The sequence below is a fragment of the Gilliamella sp. Lep-s35 genome, from assembly GCF_009795845.1.
Lineage (GTDB): Bacteria > Pseudomonadota > Gammaproteobacteria > Enterobacterales > Orbaceae > Gilliamella.
Map to the genome: position 1 here is coordinate 117,703 of NZ_WTEX01000001.1, position 17,635 is coordinate 135,337.

Annotated in this window: 15 protein-coding genes and 7 tRNA genes; 9 read left to right on the forward strand and 13 right to left on the reverse strand. The window is 34.7% G+C overall.

Features of this window, described 5'->3' with window-relative positions; genetic code table 11:
• Positions 1-149: 149 nt before the first annotated feature.
• The 6 genes from GQ590_RS00570 to GQ590_RS00595 form a co-directional block, all read right to left on the reverse strand.
• Positions 150-224: transfer RNA gene (locus GQ590_RS00570), tRNA-Gln, on the reverse strand.
• A 182-nt stretch (positions 225-406) separates the two neighbouring features.
• Positions 407-481, reverse strand: a tRNA-Gln gene (locus GQ590_RS00575).
• Between the two features lie 23 nt (positions 482-504).
• Positions 505-589, reverse strand: a tRNA-Leu gene (locus GQ590_RS00580).
• Positions 590-626: 37 nt separating this feature from the next.
• Positions 627-703 (reverse strand) — tRNA-Met (locus tag GQ590_RS00585).
• A 116-nt stretch (positions 704-819) separates the two neighbouring features.
• Positions 820-1,917: a multifunctional CCA tRNA nucleotidyl transferase/2'3'-cyclic phosphodiesterase/2'nucleotidase/phosphatase gene (locus GQ590_RS00590; protein WP_160405890.1), complete on the reverse strand. Its 1,098-nt coding sequence runs from the start codon at positions 1,915-1,917 to the stop codon at positions 820-822.
• A 3-nt stretch (positions 1,918-1,920) separates the two neighbouring features.
• A complete protein-coding gene (locus GQ590_RS00595) occupies positions 1,921-2,532 on the reverse strand; it encodes a TIGR04211 family SH3 domain-containing protein (RefSeq protein WP_160405891.1) in 612 nt (203 codons plus the stop codon).
• A 213-nt stretch (positions 2,533-2,745) separates the two neighbouring features.
• On the opposite strand from GQ590_RS00595, the gene GQ590_RS00600 reads away from it, so the two are divergent.
• Both GQ590_RS00600 and GQ590_RS00605 read left to right on the forward strand, forming a co-directional pair.
• Entirely contained in the window at positions 2,746-4,863 is a 2,118-nt protein-coding gene (locus GQ590_RS00600; protein ID WP_160405892.1) for an alpha-galactosidase, read from the forward strand.
• A gap of 252 nt (positions 4,864-5,115) precedes the next feature.
• Complete coding sequence (locus tag GQ590_RS00605; protein ID WP_160405893.1) at positions 5,116-6,126, forward strand: substrate-binding domain-containing protein; 1,011 nt, start codon at positions 5,116-5,118, stop codon at positions 6,124-6,126.
• A 217-nt stretch (positions 6,127-6,343) separates the two neighbouring features.
• Here GQ590_RS00605 and GQ590_RS00610 read toward each other — a convergent pair whose 3' ends face one another.
• The gene (locus GQ590_RS00610; protein ID WP_160405894.1) at positions 6,344-8,062 is read right to left on the reverse strand and encodes a carbohydrate porin; all 1,719 of its coding nucleotides are present in this window, start codon (positions 8,060-8,062) and stop codon (positions 6,344-6,346) included.
• Positions 8,063-8,493: 431 nt separating this feature from the next.
• Here GQ590_RS00610 and GQ590_RS00615 point away from each other — a divergent pair, with 431 nt between their 5' ends.
• Positions 8,494-11,580, forward strand: a complete 3,087-nt coding sequence (locus tag GQ590_RS00615) for a beta-galactosidase (RefSeq protein WP_160405895.1) — start codon at positions 8,494-8,496, stop codon at positions 11,578-11,580.
• Between the two features lie 148 nt (positions 11,581-11,728).
• On the opposite strand, the gene GQ590_RS00620 is transcribed toward GQ590_RS00615, so the two are convergent.
• The 5 genes from GQ590_RS00620 to GQ590_RS00640 all read right to left on the reverse strand — a co-directional run bounded on the left by GQ590_RS00620 (position 11,729) and on the right by GQ590_RS00640 (position 12,576).
• On the reverse strand, positions 11,729-12,022 hold the full coding sequence (locus GQ590_RS00620) for a helix-turn-helix transcriptional regulator (RefSeq protein WP_160405896.1): 294 nt from the start codon (positions 12,020-12,022) through the stop codon (positions 11,729-11,731).
• Positions 12,015-12,164, reverse strand: a complete 150-nt coding sequence (locus GQ590_RS00625) for a hypothetical protein (RefSeq protein WP_160405897.1) — start codon at positions 12,162-12,164, stop codon at positions 12,015-12,017. Before GQ590_RS00625 ends, GQ590_RS00620 begins: the two co-directional genes overlap by 8 nt.
• A gap of 140 nt (positions 12,165-12,304) precedes the next feature.
• A tRNA-Lys gene (locus GQ590_RS00630) sits at positions 12,305-12,380 on the reverse strand.
• A gap of 9 nt (positions 12,381-12,389) precedes the next feature.
• Positions 12,390-12,465: transfer RNA gene (locus tag GQ590_RS00635), tRNA-Val, on the reverse strand.
• Positions 12,466-12,500: 35 nt separating this feature from the next.
• Positions 12,501-12,576 (reverse strand) — tRNA-Val (locus GQ590_RS00640).
• 202 nt (positions 12,577-12,778) lie between these two features.
• On the opposite strand from GQ590_RS00640, the gene GQ590_RS00645 reads away from it, so the two are divergent.
• The 6 genes from GQ590_RS00645 to tusA all read left to right on the forward strand — a co-directional run bounded on the left by GQ590_RS00645 (position 12,779) and on the right by tusA (position 17,053).
• On the forward strand, positions 12,779-13,729 hold the full coding sequence (locus GQ590_RS00645) for a PilN domain-containing protein (RefSeq protein WP_160405898.1): 951 nt from the start codon (positions 12,779-12,781) through the stop codon (positions 13,727-13,729).
• Complete coding sequence (locus tag GQ590_RS00650; RefSeq protein WP_160405899.1) at positions 13,719-14,192, forward strand: hypothetical protein; 474 nt, start codon at positions 13,719-13,721, stop codon at positions 14,190-14,192. The genes GQ590_RS00645 and GQ590_RS00650 overlap by 11 nt, the downstream gene beginning before the upstream one ends.
• The gene (locus GQ590_RS00655) at positions 14,192-14,560 is read left to right on the forward strand and encodes a hypothetical protein (RefSeq protein WP_160405900.1); all 369 of its coding nucleotides are present in this window, start codon (positions 14,192-14,194) and stop codon (positions 14,558-14,560) included. The genes GQ590_RS00650 and GQ590_RS00655 overlap by 1 nt, the downstream gene beginning before the upstream one ends.
• Entirely contained in the window at positions 14,553-15,878 is a 1,326-nt protein-coding gene (locus tag GQ590_RS00660) for a secretin N-terminal domain-containing protein (RefSeq protein ID WP_202112817.1), read from the forward strand. Before GQ590_RS00655 ends, GQ590_RS00660 begins: the two co-directional genes overlap by 8 nt.
• Before the next feature lie 113 nt (positions 15,879-15,991).
• A complete protein-coding gene (locus GQ590_RS00665; protein ID WP_160405938.1) occupies positions 15,992-16,798 on the forward strand; it encodes a Cof-type HAD-IIB family hydrolase in 807 nt (268 codons plus the stop codon).
• Between the two features lie 18 nt (positions 16,799-16,816).
• Complete coding sequence (tusA, locus tag GQ590_RS00670) at positions 16,817-17,053, forward strand: sulfurtransferase TusA (protein ID WP_160405901.1); 237 nt, start codon at positions 16,817-16,819, stop codon at positions 17,051-17,053.
• Positions 17,054-17,099: 46 nt separating this feature from the next.
• Here the strand turns inward: tusA and GQ590_RS00675 are convergent, their stop codons facing one another.
• Positions 17,100-17,504, reverse strand: coding sequence for a protein YgfX (locus GQ590_RS00675; RefSeq protein WP_160405902.1), 405 nt, complete (start codon positions 17,502-17,504; stop codon positions 17,100-17,102).
• Positions 17,505-17,635 lie beyond the last annotated feature (131 nt).

Genomic DNA, 17,635 nt, shown 5'->3' on the forward strand with positions numbered 1-17,635 from the left:
ACTATTTAATTACAATTAAGCAAGTAAAAGCACCGCTAAAATTCTATTCAGCAATGACAAATCTGCATTTTTATTTAATTAAAATGATATTTAGATAAGTAACATCCACTAAAAAAATAGTTATGTATGCATAGTTTAGTGTAAATAGTTGGCTGGGGTATCAGGATTCGAACCTGAGCATGGCGGGATCAAAACCCGCTGCCTTACCGCTTGGCTATACCCCAATGAAAGGGAGTGTGATATTTGGTATGGGTAGTGAGATTTGAACTCGCATACTTTCCGAAGCTATAATCTAAACCTAGCCGTCTACCAATTTAACTATATCCATTTAGGATAATAGAAAGAAGAAATTGCAAAAACAATAATAGACTGAATAATCAGATATCAAAAAATTGAGCAGTTGGAATGGCTGGGGTACCAGGATTCGAACCTGGGCGTGGCGGGATCAAAACCCGCTGCCTTACCGCTTGGCTATACCCCAATAAGGAAGACACTAAAATTAAATGGTGCGGGTGGAGAGACTTGAACTCACACACCTTGCGGCGCCAGAACCTAAATCTGGTGCGTCTACCAATTTCGCCACACCCGCACTGAATACTTCCAGTAAAAGTACTACCTAATCTTAATGGTGGCTACGACGGGACTCGAACCTGTGACCCCATCATTATGAGTGATGTGCTCTAACCAACTGAGCTACGTAGCCATTCATTCGCAACGTCATAACCAACACTGCGAGGCGCATTATGCTTGTATTACGCTAACTCGTCAACCATTTTTTTTAGATATTTTGAAAAAAAGTGACAACCGATTAAGATGCAATCAAATCCAGTTTAATAACGCTTCAATTCGCCTTTTTTGCAGTTCAAAATGAATCTGCTTTCCGGTGTAACCATCGGCAATAATGTGTTGTACATTGACATTATTGGCAACCTTATAAGCTTCTTTTAGATAATTTGCTTGTACAAATTCGGGAGTTTTGGCAAACGCTTGGCTTGCTATAATCAGTTGTTCAAGGTGTGAAGGGTTACGCCAGACATCGATACTATTTAGTAAAGAGACAATTTGCTCAGCAGTGAGCATTTGTATATGCTCAAGATCATGGCGATATTGCTGAACCATAACGGCGATTTTAGTGTAATGGTTAGGTGCTTTGATTTTTTTGCATAATACTTCAACCATTGACTTATTAGGTAACTGCGCGCATAACATGGCAAATCGGATTGTTAAATCATCAGTTAATAAAGCAGATTGTTTTAGTGCATCAACAATATTGGTTGATAAAACTAATGAGGGAAAGAGCAATGTCAACGCGCCACATTGTTCTAGCACTTGAAAGTAAATTTGCGGATTTTTTGCTGATAATGCTTTTTCGGTCTCTTTCCATACACGTTCGGCAGTTAGATAGCTAATTTCACCGGCTGATACCATTTGTTTCATTAGCGCTAAGGTTTGTGGAGCTACCGTAAAACCTAGCTGATAAAAACGTGCAGCAAAGCGAGCTACGCGCAAAATACGTAGTGGATCTTCACGAAAGGCAGGGGATACATGGCGTAAAATCTTATGTTTGATATCATCCACACCATGATAAGGATCGACAATATTGTCATTTTCGTCCATAGCAATGGCGTTAATGGTTAAGTCCCGACGAATAAGATCTTGTTCTAATGTAATTTCTTTACCAAAATCACAAATAAATCCCGTATAACCTTTACCGGATTTATGCTCAGTCCGAGCTAATGCATATTCTTCTTTTGTGGTGGGATGCAAAAATACAGGGAAGTCTTTACCAACTTGTTGGTACCCTAAAGCCAAAAGCTCGTCTGGCGTGGCACCAACAATAACCCAGTCATAGTCAGAAACAGGCAGATTCAACAATTTATCGCGTACACTGCCACCTACAAGATAGACTTTGCTCATCTATCACATCCAACGATCTTTCTTGCGTCGGTTAGGTATAATTCTTGGCAATATTAATCCTAAAATAAGTCCGCCTCCAGCAACAAGCCCTCCATAGGTAAACCAAGTTACAATAAGATCACGGCGTTTATCATCCACTTGATTTAGCAATGATTTAATCTGTGAACTCTGCTCTTTAACTTGTTGTTCTAAAGTTGTATTTTTATTTTGTAGTGTTGCTATTGTTTCTTCTGCCTGTTTTAGTTTTTCAGCATAGCCACTTACCAATTTTCGTTGATTGGTTTCAGCGTTATCTACTTTGTCTTGATATTCAGCAAGTTTTACTTCTAATGATGGAAAGCGTTCTTTATAGCTTGGCTGTTCATTTAGTTTATTTGTTTCAATCCAAGCTGTACTGCCATTATTAAGTCGAATTCGGGTGTATTTACCATCTGCACTTTTTTCAAGTTCGGTAACTTTTTCTCCAACTTTAACAGCATTAGAAAACGCATATTGTGAACCAGGACCTCGACGTAAATAAATATCAACATTATCAGTCACATATTTGTCTATAGCATAAGTATCAAAAGCCATCGCCAAAAACGAAAGCATCGCAATAATATTTTGTTTTTTCATTACATTTACCAAAAAAGCTCATAAATAAGCACATAATAACATAAATAAATGGCAATTCGCATAATCATTTTATACTAAGTCGTTTTAAATCTTAAAATGAAATCGATTACAATTTTCATGAGATCTTAATCACAAAATAGGAAATTAGAGATACTATTTATAAAAAATACGATATATTTTATACAAAATAGAAATTACAACTTTGGAGCCACTATGAATTATCGTCTTAGTAATAACAATATTGATGTTTTTTTTCGTACTGAGCCTTATGCTGAATTATGCTATTTTGGTAAACGATTACAAAACTCTCAACCAGAAATGGTCGATATGTTGCTACCTGCTGTGCCTAATTCTCGTATTGATGTCAATGTACCTTTCACCCTTTGTCCTGAAGAAGGCTTAGGTAATTTTAGTACACCGGGGCTTGAAGGGCACCGATCAGGCAAAGATTGGTCACCAGTTTTTTCAACTAAAGAAGTTATTAAAACTGATAATGACATAACGATCATTAGTGAAGATACTGTCGCTAAACTGCGTTTAACTAGTCATTTTATTTTAGATAAAAGCGGCGTGCTGCAATGTCAAAATATTTTAACTAATTTGGGCGATAAACCATATCAAGTTAATCGCTTTTCCATTACATTACCTATTCCTGAACGGGCACAAGAATTAATGGCTTTTAGTGGGCGTTGGATTAAAGAGTTTTTTCCTCATCGAACTAAAATATCACATTGTGGTTATTTGCAAGAAAATCGCCGTGGTCGAACATCGCACGAGTATTTTCCAGGAATGATAGTTGGCACGGAAAGCTTTAAAGAACAAACGGGCGAAGTTTGGGGATTCCATTTAGGTTGGAGTGGTAATCATCGCATTCAAGTTGCAGTTAAAAGTAATGGTAAGCGCTTTATTCAAGCTGAAGCACTTTATCTTGCTGGTGAAATTTCACTTGCTCAAGACGAGTCTTTAACAACGCCTTGGCTACATGCAACTTATAGTGATGAAGGCTTGAACAAAATGAGCCAACATTTTCATCAATACTTACGTAATAATATTATTAAGTTCTGTCATAATAAACCTAGACCTGTCCATCTTAATACATGGGAAGGTATCTTTTTTGACCATAACCCCGATTACATTATGAAAATGGCAACTAAAGCAGCCCAGATTGGTGTTGAGCGCTTTATTATTGATGACGGTTGGTTTGGTAAACGTGATGATGATTACCAAGGATTAGGTGATTGGTATTTAGATAAGCGAAAATACCCAAATGGCTTAGAACCTGTGATTAAGCATGTTAAAAATCTTGGAATGGAATTCGGTATTTGGGTTGAGCCAGAGATGATTAATAAAAATTCAGATCTTTATCGTGTTCACCCTGATTGGTTACTTGAGCTCCCAGGTTATCAACAACCAGAAGGCCGTCATCAGTATTTGCTTGATTTACAAAATCCTGCTGTATTTGAGTATTTACTTGAAAGGCTAACTTGGTTACTCGGTAGCCATGATATTGATTATATAAAATGGGATATGAATCGTGAAATTGTCCAACCTGGGCATGAAGGAAATCCGTCCATTGTGGGGCAAACAAAAACACTTTATCGATTACTTGATATTTTGCAAGAAAGATTCCCTAATGTTGAAATTGAATCTTGTTCGTCAGGTGGCGGACGTATCGATTATGAAATTTTAAAACGTACTCAACGTTTTTGGACTTCTGATTCTAACGATGCATTAGATAGACAAATCATTCAACGAGGTATGAGTTACTTCTTTCCTCCAGAAGTAATGGGTGCGCATATTGGTGGAAAATTATGCCATACCACATTTCGTGAACTACATATGAATTTACGCGGCCTAACTGCTTTATTTGGACATATGGGCGTCGAGCTCGATCCAGTAAAAGAGTCTGAGCAAGAACAAAAAGGTTTTGCACATTATATTAGTTTGCATAAACAATTGCGTTCTTTATTGCATAGTGGTAACACTGTGCGATTAGATGTTGATGATAGCCCTGCTATGCAAAGTTATGGTGTTGTTAGCCAAGACCAAAAAGAAGCTGCATTTATTATTGCTCAATTAACATTACCAACCTATGCGTTAAGTGGTAATTTGCGATTGGCTGGTTTGTTAGCTGATAAGCAATACCAAATTGAGGTGCTTGATATGCCAGATAATATTGATCCAAAAATAAATGGTCATGTTATGAAAGTATTACCACAATGGATGAAAGATAAAACAACACTATCTGGTGATTGGTTAATGAATGTAGGATTGCCGTTACCAGTACTCGATCCAGCAACAGCAATGTTAATAAAGTTAACCGCTAAATAATATTATTAACTTATTACATCATCAATTAGCAACAATTAGGGAATTAGTGCTTTTGCTAATTCCCTAATTGTTATTTTTATATAAAAGTACAACAAATTAATCGGTTTAAAAATACAAATAAAAAATAGTTAACTTTTGTTTTGCGCATCTTTTTTGTATTATATTTTAGGTTATATATAAAACGATATATTGATAAACATTAAATATAAAATTATAACTATCTATTAGTAGTAATTAATTAAAAGGTTTTTTATGACAACAATAAAAGATGTTGCACGTTTAGCTAAAGTTTCGGTTGCAACCGTATCTCGCGTTATTAATAACGCAAATAATGTACGAGATAACACCCGAGATACCGTAAAAAATGCTATGGAAAAATTAAACTACTATCCAGATGCCAATGCTCGAGCTTTGTCGCAACAAAATTCAAATACCATTGGTATTGTTGTAGCTGATGTTTCAGACCCCTTTTTTGGTGCTATGGTTAGTGCCGTTGAAAAAGTTGCCTCGCGAACGGGGAATTTTTTATTGATTGGTAATGGCTATCATAATGAACAACAAGAATATAATGCCATTACACAATTAATTGAACATCGTTGTTCGTCATTAGTTGTACATGCTAAAATGATCCCCGACAGTACTCTAAAAAAATTGATGCTACAAGTACCCGGTATGGTTTTGATTAATCGTATCGTAAAAGGATTTGAAAAACGCTGTATTGCTCTTGATGACCGTTACGGCTCTTATCTTGCAGTCAAGCATTTAATTCAACATGGACATACCCAAATTGGTTATTTATGTTCAAATCATAATATTTCTGATTCATCTGATCGTTTACAAGGCTATAAAGACGCATTGTTAGAACATGGTATTGATGTTAATGAAAACCTTATTGCGATTGGTTTGCCAAATGAAACTGGTGGCGAACAAGCAATGATGTCATTACTTGAACGTAACTGCCATATCACTGCAATTGCTTGTTATAACGATTCAATGGCAGCCGGTGCTATGTCTGTGCTTTATGATAATGATATTAAAATTCCAAGTAGTATTTCGATCATTGGTTTTGATGATCTTGTTTTATCACGCTATTTACACCCTAAATTAACCACCATCCGTTACCCTTTACAAACAATGGCTGAACAAGCGGCTGAATTAGCACTAAAGCTTGCCAAAGGAGATGATATTCCAACAAATTTGATTAACGTCTATATACCAACCTTAACTAAGCGTTATTCGGTAGCTATTATTAATAATAATTAAAATGTAGGTGTAGAAATTCCTCGCGTTGTTTACAGTAATTTGAGAAACACTGTAATAAATATACTCAGGATAGAACATACCGGAAGCGTCTGTAAAGTGAATGATGCAGTAATGTCACTAGCAGCCAAAACCTGCCGAAGCAAGTTAGCCATAAACTAACCGCAGTAGCAATCCCCGTCCTTTAGGGCGGGGAGGGTGTCAAATCTACAACCTTACGTTAAAACCAAACTTCTGTTTGTATACCAAAGCTAATTTGGTGATCTTTACCATTAAAATCAAATTTACTAATATCATTTTGTAACGCTTCTATATAAGAAACATAAAAACGAATATCAGGCCTTGAAGATAAAATACTTTTTCCAACTTTAAATGAATGGTAAAGCGTTGTTTTATATCCGGCTTCAACATAAGTTTTACTTTTAACTTTGTCTTTCTGACGAAAGTAACCTAGTTCAACACCGCTTTGATTGTAAGTATCCCATATATAAGCTGGTCTTATTGCTGATTTAAAACTCTTAAAATCGGTGTGTGCAAGATTAAGATCATAAGAATAAACATCATTCCCTGAAGTTAATGCTAAAGCATGAGCAACAATAATATTATCACTTAAATAGGCTTCTCCCTCTGATACTAGGCGATAAGCTTTACCTCCTGTATGTGTACCAATATAGTCATTATCCGAATTACTAGCAAATTCAGGGTTGTTAGTATTAATGTTAGCCAACTGTGAAGCAACAGAATTGGTTGCGGTCTGTAACGTAAACTGATTAAATCCACCAAAAAATTCATTTTGGCGCAATACAAAGCTACCAAGCCAAGCATTTTTAACCGATACATTATCTTGGATTTTAGATTTATTCGGTACCGAATAACGAGCATTCACACCAAGTGTTGCATTTTGCCATAATGGGATATCACGATAGCGAATTTCTAGTTCGTTTAAATCAACTTCTTCTTTTTTATATTGTTCAATTTTATTAACCTTACTATCATCACTACTAATTATTTCTTTTTTATTTTTCACATTTACATCTGCTCTAACTAATGATAGATCAAGAGCACCAATACCGACGTTAAGATTTTCAATACCAATACCTCCACCTGCTGGCGTTTTTTGTGTTTTCCAATCAAGCATTTGTATTTCATTATAAGGCAAAGAATGTTTACCCACCCATAATTTCGCATCAGGGAAACGTGGCACAAATCCTTTTGTTTCTAAATAAATATCTGAAAATTGCATAATATTGTCATCTTGCGTATTAAATAAACCCGCAGCTTTATTTATTGCCACGTTTCCATCAATCATAACAATTGCATCAACTCGCCTTCCATCTTGAGCATAAACTTTTTGCTTAAAGATAAGATCATACCAACCACCATATTCATTACCAAATCGACCTAATGCACCTTCAGCATAATTTTTAGGTTTACCATTGCTTGAAGTTGACCAACCACCACGGAAGTAACCATTATAAGAAAATCCTATTTCTTCTTTAATATAATCTTTAAATTCAGCTAAAGTAAATGAAGTTTTTTCTGGATGATTGCTTTCTTGCATAGTATCGGTTTTGGGTGTACTAACTAGTAAAATTTGATTATTATTTGCTTGTACAGGATTAACTGGAGCTTGTTGCTTTGTAATTGCTACATTTTGACTATTTTTAAGCACTTTTTTCTGATTATTTATAATAATTTGTTGTTTTTGAAGATGATTATTTAATTTAGAAAGTTGCTTATTAGAATCAATCAGTTGCTTTTTCAAATCATTGGACTCTTGGCTAAGTGCTAATAACTTTTGTTCTAATAACGCTATTCTTGCTTCTAACTCTTCTTGAGTTGCAGCCATAGCATTTGGTAAATAACATAAGCCTAGTATAGTTATTAAAACAACTCGTTTTGGTTTGATTTTACGTACTATTTTTTTTGAAATTTTCATTTTTCCCCCTATTCATTATTTTAAAAATAGATAAATATTTTTTAAATTTGAGAAAAAAAAACCTAAAGAATAGTTATAGCTATTCTTTAGGTTTTGCCCGCTATAAGTCGGTAACAATCCAATACTTTTTAATAGGTAGTTTCAATATAACCAATAAAAACGACTATTCAAAAACTAAATACTCATATTGTGATTAATCTCACATTAAAAATTATCATTTTATATACAAAGATAGCAAATATAGTCATCAGTTTTTAAATTGGTCAAAAACAATAGAAGTTATACTTAATAAATATGTATACGGTTACATAAAATGTTAACTAGATCACTGTTTTTAGCTGCATGTAATTTATAATTCTTAAAAATCAATAGTAATCCTTGTAATTATCATGAATCAGTATTACATCACAAACCGAATAGGTGGAGAATATATGAATCCTACTTTCAATGAAATTATAAACCGTCGCGATTGGAATAATTTATCTGTTTTGAATTTAAATCGACTTGAAACACATCCTAAATTTCATAGTTGGCGAGATAAAGAGCAAGCTAAAAATAATAGTGATTCAAATGCTGTATTATCATTAAATGGGGAGTGGTTTTTTAGCTATTTTACAAGTCCCAAGCAAGTTCCAGAGTCATGGTTACAAAAAGAACTTGATGCAACTACAATTGAAGTACCATCTAACTGGCAGTTGAAGGGATATGATGCGCCAGTTTATACCAATATACGTTATCCTTTTCCTTATAATCCGCCTTATGTGCCAGATGAAAATCCAACAGGATGTTATTCACGATATTTTTCTATGACTAAAGAGTGGCTAGCTAAAGGTGATACACGGATTATCTTTGATGGAGTTAGCGCTGCATTTCATCTTTGGTGTAATGGACAATGGGTTGGTTATTCGCAAGATAGTAGAATTCCAGCAGAATTTGATCTAACGCCTTTTTTGAAAGTCGGTAAAAACCGCATAGCTGTATTAGTTCTAAAATGGTGTGATGGCAGCTATCTTGAAGATCAAGATATGTGGCGGTTAAGTGGTATTTTCCGCAGCGTTTCATTATTAAATAAACCTAAATCACATTTACGTGATATTCACATTGATACTTTACTTGACGCTTGTTATCAAAATGCCACTTTATCTCTACAGGCCGATATTCAGCATGATGGAAATATGGATTTATTGGATGTAGGTATTGAATTGTGGCACCAAGATAAGTTAGTTGTCGAGCATATGCAATCAATTGGTTTACCCTTTGTTGACGAAAAAGGAGGATACACTGACCGTTTATGTTGTCAAATACCGGTTACTAAACCACAATTATGGAGCGCTGAAACCCCAAACCTTTATCGAATTGTGGTTAGTTTATATCACAAAAAAACAGGATTAATTGAATCAGAAGCTTATAACGTTGGATTTAGGACTATTGAAATTAAACATGGACAACTATGCTTAAATGGTAAACCACTATTAATTAAAGGCACAAATCGCCATGAGTTCTATCCTGATTTAGGATATGCATTAACCGAAGAAGCTATGTTGCATGATATAAAATTAATTAAACAACATAATTTTAATGCTGTTAGGTGTAGTCATTATCCTAATGATCCGCGTTGGTATGATCTTTGTGATCTATATGGACTTTATTTAGTTGATGAAGCCAATATTGAATCACATGGTATGTTTCCTATGTCTCGTTTGTCGGCCGATCCTAGATGGCTTGCAGCTTATAGTGAGCGAGTAACGCGAATGGTTCAGCGCGATCGCAATCATCCCTCTATTATAATCTGGTCACTCGGAAATGAATCAGGGCACGGATCAAACCACGATGCCCTTTATGCTTGGATCAAAAGTAACGATCCAACCCGCCCAGTACAATATGAAGGTGGTGGCGCTAATACTACCGCCACCGATATAATTTGCCCAATGTATGCCCGCGTTGAACAAGATCAGCCCCATCCTAACGTTCCAAAATGGGCAATACAAAAATGGATTTCATTACCTGACGAAAATCGTCCACTTATTTTATGTGAATATGCCCATGCAATGGGTAATAGCCTAGGTGGATTTTATAAATACTGGCAAGCGTTCAGACAATATCCTAGGCTACAAGGTGGGTTTATTTGGGAATGGGCTGATCATGGTATACGCCGTAAAAACCAATCTGGTGAAAGTTATTGGGCTTATGGTGGTGATTTTGGTGAGGCTTATCATGATAGGCAATTTTGTTTGGATGGATTAGTCTTTCCGGATAGAACTTCTCACCCAAGTTTGATTGAAGCCAAAAAAGTACAACAGCCATTCCAATTTAAGCTAATTAGTCAAAAACCGTTGGTTATTGATATTACAAGCGAATATCTATTTCACCATGCAAATAATGAAACTTTATATTGGGAATTGTTAGTTAATGGAAAAAAACATCAAAGCGGGAAAATAAAACTTGATATCAAGCCAGATAGTTCATTGCAAATAACTTTACTTGACAATATAGCAAATGATTTAAATTGTGAAGACTTACATTTATTAGTTCGTGTTATTCAAAACAAGGCTACACCATGGTCACAAGCTGGTCATATTGTTGCATGGGAACAGTGGAAATTAGCTAATTCTTATATTCCTTCATTAACTTTTTGCCAAGCAAACAATAAACTAAAATTGACTGAAACTAAAGATGATTACATCATTAATTACAAAAACCAAAGTTGGCTATTTAATAAAAAAACTGGCCAGCTTTACCAATGGACAAAAGGTAATAAACCATTATTAGCTTCACCTTTTGCTGATCAGTTTGTTCGTGCACCTATTGATAATGATATTGGTATTAGTGGCGATTTTGATAGTAATAATAATCCATTCGCTTGGGTTGAGCAGTGGAAAGCCGCTGGTTATTACGATCTAATCCACCAATGTTTAGGGATGCATATTACACAATCAACAGATAAGATTGTGATCGAAGCACTGCATGGATATTTGTTCAAAAACAAAAAAGTCATTCAAACTAAATGGCAATACCTGTTCGATCAAGAAGGCAAATTAACTTTATCTGTGCAAGTTGATATTGCTAATGATATGCCTGCACCGGCACGAATCGGTTTATGTTATCAAATGAAACAGATTCCTAAAAAAGTAAAATGGCTTGGCTTAGGGCCTCATGAAAATTATCCTGATCGAAAAACATCAGCTATTTTTGGTGATTGGTCGTTACCTTTTGCAGAACTTTATACACCTTATATTTATCCATGTGAAAATGGGTTACGTTGCGAGGTTAAAAGATTGCAACTTAATGAGATGATCATAACTGGACATCAGTTTAAATTTAACGTTAATCAATATGGGACAGAGCAATTAATAGAAAAAACTCATCGTCATTTATTGGAGCCTAGGTCATGCGCGTATATAAGTATTGATGCTTATCATATGGGAATTGGTGGAGATGATTCTTGGACACCAAATGTACATCGTGAGTTTTTATTGACAGATAAGCATTATAGCTATCAACTAGTATTTAAATGTTAATATGTAGGAAAACGCCAAGTTGTTTACAGTAGTTTTTCAAATTACTGTAAACAAAGTGAGTAATTTCGATAGTTTAAAATATATCAATAAATCAATTAGTCGTTTATTGACGGTTTACAAGAGGAGTGTGATATATACTCCCCCTATTTTATAGAGTGGATAAATTCATATCTATTTTTGCATTACACGCGTTTAAATATTTTAAAATCGTTTTTATATTTGTGTTAAGTGGTGATTTCTCAATTCTATTTATATTCGATGATGCAACACCTAAACGTTTTGCTAGCTCAGTTTGAGATAGTTTCGCATTTTTTCTCGCTTTCAGCAATAATTCACGCAATTTCCACTCGTCTTCAGCTTCATCATACGCAGCCCTCACCGCAGGGTTGGCGAGCGCGATATCTTTGATTTCACTAAATGTTGTGCTGTGTTTTTTACTCATCGTCAATCATCTCCTTTAGCCTTGTTCTTGCAATTTGTAGAGCGCTTGCTGGCGTTCTCATCGCTTTTCTTAAATAGATTAATTTAATTTGATTAGGAAATGTATAGTTAAATGGTGGGTCGTGAGCGATTATTCGGCACATCGTGTGCCTCACCCCTGCGGGGCCAACACTGCGTGTTGTTCAAATTTGTTCCGGACAAATTTGTCGAACACTGGCGTTCTCATCGCTTTTCTTGTTTTTGATTAGATCGATTTGATTTACTTAAGATTTATGTAGTTAAATGGTGGGTCGTGAGCGATTCGAACGCTCGACCAACGGATTAAAAGTCCGCTGCTCTACCGACTGAGCTAACGACCCATCTAGAGATGGTGGGTGATACCGGGTTCGAACCAGTGACCCCCTCCTTGTAAGGGAGGTGCTCTCCCAACTGAGCTAATCACCCCAAATGTTTTATCTCTAAAACGTCACGGCAAAGATTGGTGGGTGATACCGGGTTCGAACCAGTGACCCCCTCCTTGTAAGGGAGGTGCTCTCCCAACTGAGCTAATCACCCTTACCGTGTGGATGTGCATTATAAGGCACGTCTTGTTTCAGTCAACCTTTTTTTTTAAATTTCTCTAAAATCCACCTTGTTCGATTTAATTTTAAACATTTTTTGGGTGCTAGTTCGCAAAAATTACTTTTCTCTATTTTTATTTGGTAAAGAATTACTATGATAAAGCGATTCGGTTATCACAGATAAAAGTTAATTCATCATGGTTTTTAATAAAGAACGCGTCATTATTTATGTTCAGCCCGCTATTTTACGCTATAAGGCAGTTAGCTCTGCCAAGCAGATAACTACATTAGACACAAGCGATGGTTTAATTGCATTTCATTATCAAAATGAAGCCGATGTAGATTTATTTTTAAGTGATTTACAAAAAAAATTTGCTGGACGGACTGAATTTGAAATTAATTTGGATACCAATTTAATCCAAACGCAACAACTTGTCTTACCAGATATAAAGTTAAATTTAAGTGAATTGATTTTATATGTTGAAGCTAATATTTATAAATTATTTCAATTACCCACTAAAAATGTATTTTTTGATTTTATTTATCCAACTAAAAAAAATGAATATGTTACCGTGATGATAGCTGAGCGTAATTATATTGAAAGCTGGATAAATCTTTTTAAAAAGTATGAATTACCATTAACATTTGTTGGTTGTCGAGTTGACCATGCTAAAATTAATTTTTTACCGTGGCGACAAGAAAAGCAAATAAAACACCGGCGGCAATTAGCTTACACGATTGTTAGCCTTATTGGCGTAATTAGCTGTTTGCTTTGTTATTGGTGGATTCAAGCCCGAAATGAACAGCAATATTATGAGCAAAAACTGCTAGAACAGCAGCAAGTGGTACAAAAACTCACAGCTGAATTATCTAATTATTTACCTAACCCATCATTAAGTCAAAAACAGATTCAAGACGCATTATCGTTGCTTTCAGTGCAGTTACCTTCGGTGATTTGGTTGGACTCTTTTTATTATGAACAACAAAAAATTACGATTGATGGGCAAAGTTTTAATTATGTTGAGTTAACTAATTTTAATCAAAATCTATTAACGCTGAAAAATATCAGCGACAGCCGAATAAGCACTGTCTTATCTAATAAAACAAACTTAGTTTTTGAAATGGAAATACGCCTTAATGAACAGTGACTTTTTTAATCGCCCAATTTGGCAACAATATCTACTGTCTATATTTTGTTGTTTGACCGTTTTTGTGGTTGTTTATCTAATTTTTATTTACGACATTGAGCAACAAGTTAAATCAAATGCTAACGCGTATCGGCAAAAAATTACTGAAACGCAGCTATTACAGGCCAAAGTGAATCGTTACCAAACAAGTAAAAATAGTTTATATAGCTTGATATCAGAACAAGAATTAGCACAGGCGATCGAACAACATCACCTTGAGTTGAGCACCTTCAAGCGTTATCAAACAGACCAAACAGTGAATTGGGATATAGAGCTAAATGGTCAGTTTTTTAATTTTATGAATTTAATTTCATCATTGACCGATGACTTTTATTTTCTTGATTTTCAAAATCTAAAAATCAGTAAACAAGATCAGCAGTTACAGTTCAGCTTTACATTATTGTTTAAAAAGGATAATGGGTGATGCGTTATTTATTTTTATGCACCAGTTTATTATTTTTTGTCTGTTTTGATCTTAAAGCAGATAAACCTTTAGAACGGGATCCTTTTCAACCCTATTATTCGGTTTCTTGTAGTGAACAAAGCGAACAATTACTTGAACAAATTCAAGCTTGGCATTTTAGGGGGATGATGAAACAAATTGATCAACATTATCAGCAGATTTGGCTAGTATCTGATAATCAATGGCTAGCAATAACCGACGATGCGGTGCCAAATGTCTTATTTCCTTGGCATGTGCAATCTTTACTCAACGATAAAATTATTTGGCAAGCAGATTTACCTGATTATTGCCATCAAACTCTATCATGGACAATGCCTATCAATGAATAACGACACTAAAAATCAACGGCTAAATCACACTATTAACCTTGTGTGTCAAGCTAAAAGCAATTTGGCAATAACAATTATTTTCATTTTTTTTATTATTGGAATAAAAGTTAGTTATGCCAATATCGATCAATCATTAACAGTCAAACAGCAAAAAAATGTCTCAATGACATTTTATCAAACCGACATTGCCATCATTTTACAGGCGCTAGCCGATAGTAAACAGATGAATTTGGTTATGACAGAAGATCTCCCCATAAAGCAATCCATAAAATTAAATAACGTTGATTGGCACAAAGCACTAAAGATTGTATTAGACTCAGCAAATTTACACGCTGACATTGATGACAATATTTTGTTTATTTCTAAAGCGCCTGATCCTGATATATTATTGCAAAAAAAACAATTAGAACAAAAAGAACAAGAGCTTAGCCAACCACTTAACTCCTTATCAATAGCGATTAATCATGCTGATCCAACAACGTTAATCGAAACAATTCAGCAGCAAGGGCTACTATCCGAAAGGGGAAAGATAACACACGATAAACGCACCAATTCACTGATTATTACTGATTTAGCCAAACAATTTACTCACATCAAAAAATTAGTAAAAACGCTTGATAAACCTATGCCCCAAGTTCATATTTCAGCGCATATTGTCACTATGAGTGATGAAAGCATGTCACAGCTTGGTATTAAATGGGGGTACACAGGTAAATCATCGCAATTATTGGATAAGTTTGATGTTGGTCTTGGTGTTGCGCATCCGTCCACAACAGTGGGGTTTAATTTAGCAAAACTATCGGGGAGTTTGCTTAATTTAGAACTATCAGCACTTGAATCTGAAAATCAATTAGAAATTATCGCCAGTCCGAATTTACTTACCTCTAATCAAAACATGGCATCAATAAAACAAGGTACCGAAATCCCTTACGAAGTATCTAGCGGTAGCAATGGTGCAACGTCAATTGAATTTAAATCAGCGGTATTAGGGTTAGAAGTGACACCGAAAATACTGTCTGATGGTCGCATTATTTTAGATTTATATATTACACAAAATACGGCAGGGCGTTCAATAAAACGCAGTGATGGCGGTGAAGCGCTGGCAATTGATACGCAAGAGATCAAAACACAAGTACAAATAAAAAATGGAGAAACCCTGGTATTAGGGGGAATCTTTCAACAAGTTAATACTAATAACAAACGGCAAGTCCCAGGGGCTAGTGACATGCCAATAATTGGCAATTTATTTAAACACAACAGCAAAAAACAACAAAAACGCGAATTAGTTATTTTTATTACACCGCAATTGGTTGAGTAAATGTTAACACAGTTGTATCATACTAAAACTTGTGTTTAATCTTTGCTTTGATTGTCATTATTATTCAAAGCATATTATTTTAGCCATTACTATTTATTAGAAAAGTCGAGAATATTATGCATGTTGTTGCTTCTGATTTAGACGGGACTTTATTAACTCCTGAACATAACTTATCGCCTTATACCAAACAAGTTCTTCAAGCTCTACGCAAAAAAGATATTCACTTTGTTTTTGCAACTGGCAGACACCATATTGATGTTGCACAAATGCGCGAAAACATGGAAATAGATGCTTTTATGATAACCTCAAATGGTGCAAGAGTACATGATAGCCAAGGTAATTTAGTCTTTAGCCAAAGCATTGAACCATCACTGGCAAGCCAAATTGCTCAAATGAGCATGGATGATCCGCTAATTTATACTCACTTATATCGTGGTGATGATTGGTTAATTAATAAAGAAGATACATTTTCGTTAGCGTTTTACCGCCATACGCAGTTTACTTATCAATTATTTAATCCTCTTGACTTTGATACTACTAATATTGCTAAAATTTATTTTACAACGACTGATAATGCGCTTTACCAACACCTTGTTCAGCTAAAAAATCGCCTAGAGACAAAATTTGGTAATAAAATAAGTGTTGCCTTTTCAACATTAAATTGCCTTGAAGTTATGGCCGAAAATGTTTCTAAAGGCAGTGCATTAAAAAACGTTGTTGAAAAACTGGGTTACAGCTTAAAAGATAGCATCGCTTTTGGTGATGGTATGAACGATTACGAAATGCTAAAAGTGGCAGGTAAAGGCTGTATAATGCAAAATGGTAGTGCAGAATTAAAAAAATTATTGCCAGAATTAGAAGTCATTGGATCGAACGCTCAAGATGCAGTGCCTCATTATCTAAGTAAACTATTTTTATAATTAACAAAATATTAAAAAATGAACATAACTATCGACAAAGAACTCAACACACTTGGATTGCGTTGTCCAGAACCTATTATGCTAATTAGAAAAACCATCCGAGAACTTGCCATAGGGCAAGTTCTTTATATTATTGCGGATGATTTTGCCACCACGCGTGATGTGCCTAGCTTTTGCCGTCATATGGATCACGAATTACTCTCATTACAGATAGAATCTGAACCATATCAGTATTGGATTAAAAAATCACATTAATTAAAAGCCATCTTGGCAAAAAGTTTTAGAAAAGTATGTAGTTGCATCAAGTGAATTCAATCTGTTTTAAATAAAAACGTAATGTTCGCCAGTCATTAGGTTGAAGGTTATCAACCATTAACCAAAGTGTAGCGTTTTTTCCGTTTCGTCGAGATTTTAAATTTAAAATAACAACATAACGGAATATCAATGGCTTATGCATTAGGTACCAACGTTGTTTGTGCCAATATATTTGATTGATATAGTGAAATAATGCAAATTCCCCTTTAATTGTTTTCAAAAAACACATACTACGCCACCATTGTATTATTAATAATGGAATAATAATAAATGTGTAAAAATTTAAATATGTGTTAGCAAACATAACTAGGCAAAGTATGATTAATATTAAATAAAAAATCGTTGAAATTAGTAATTGTTGCTTTGATATACTTAGTTTTGTGCTCCACATAATACTTACTCTACTTAGTTAAAATAGAATTATTTCATGATTTTGTTAAAAAATGCTTAAAATAAAGCTAAAGATGGGAGATAATACACAAATATAATTATGTCTTAAAAGATGGGTGAACAATCATTATT

Coding starts and splice junctions, on each gene's coding strand:
- GQ590_RS00625 (WP_160405897.1), bottom strand. CDS start 12,164: ATGTGCCGAATAATCGCTCACGACCCACCATTTAACTATACATTTCCT.
- GQ590_RS00675 (WP_160405902.1), bottom strand. CDS start 17,504: ATGTGGAGCACAAAACTAAGTATATCAAAGCAACAATTACTAATTTCA.
- GQ590_RS00645 (WP_160405898.1), top strand. CDS start 12,779: ATGGTTTTTAATAAAGAACGCGTCATTATTTATGTTCAGCCCGCTATT.
- tusA (WP_160405901.1), top strand. CDS start 16,817: ATGAACATAACTATCGACAAAGAACTCAACACACTTGGATTGCGTTGT.
- GQ590_RS00595 (WP_160405891.1), bottom strand. CDS start 2,532: ATGAAAAAACAAAATATTATTGCGATGCTTTCGTTTTTGGCGATGGCT.
- GQ590_RS00660 (WP_202112817.1), top strand. CDS start 14,553: ATGAATAACGACACTAAAAATCAACGGCTAAATCACACTATTAACCTT.
- GQ590_RS00590 (WP_160405890.1), bottom strand. CDS start 1,917: ATGAGCAAAGTCTATCTTGTAGGTGGCAGTGTACGCGATAAATTGTTG.
- GQ590_RS00605 (WP_160405893.1), top strand. CDS start 5,116: ATGACAACAATAAAAGATGTTGCACGTTTAGCTAAAGTTTCGGTTGCA.
- GQ590_RS00610 (WP_160405894.1), bottom strand. CDS start 8,062: ATGAAAATTTCAAAAAAAATAGTACGTAAAATCAAACCAAAACGAGTT.
- GQ590_RS00615 (WP_160405895.1), top strand. CDS start 8,494: ATGAATCCTACTTTCAATGAAATTATAAACCGTCGCGATTGGAATAAT.
- GQ590_RS00620 (WP_160405896.1), bottom strand. CDS start 12,022: ATGAGTAAAAAACACAGCACAACATTTAGTGAAATCAAAGATATCGCG.
- GQ590_RS00655 (WP_160405900.1), top strand. CDS start 14,192: ATGCGTTATTTATTTTTATGCACCAGTTTATTATTTTTTGTCTGTTTT.
- GQ590_RS00650 (WP_160405899.1), top strand. CDS start 13,719: ATGAACAGTGACTTTTTTAATCGCCCAATTTGGCAACAATATCTACTG.
- GQ590_RS00600 (WP_160405892.1), top strand. CDS start 2,746: ATGAATTATCGTCTTAGTAATAACAATATTGATGTTTTTTTTCGTACT.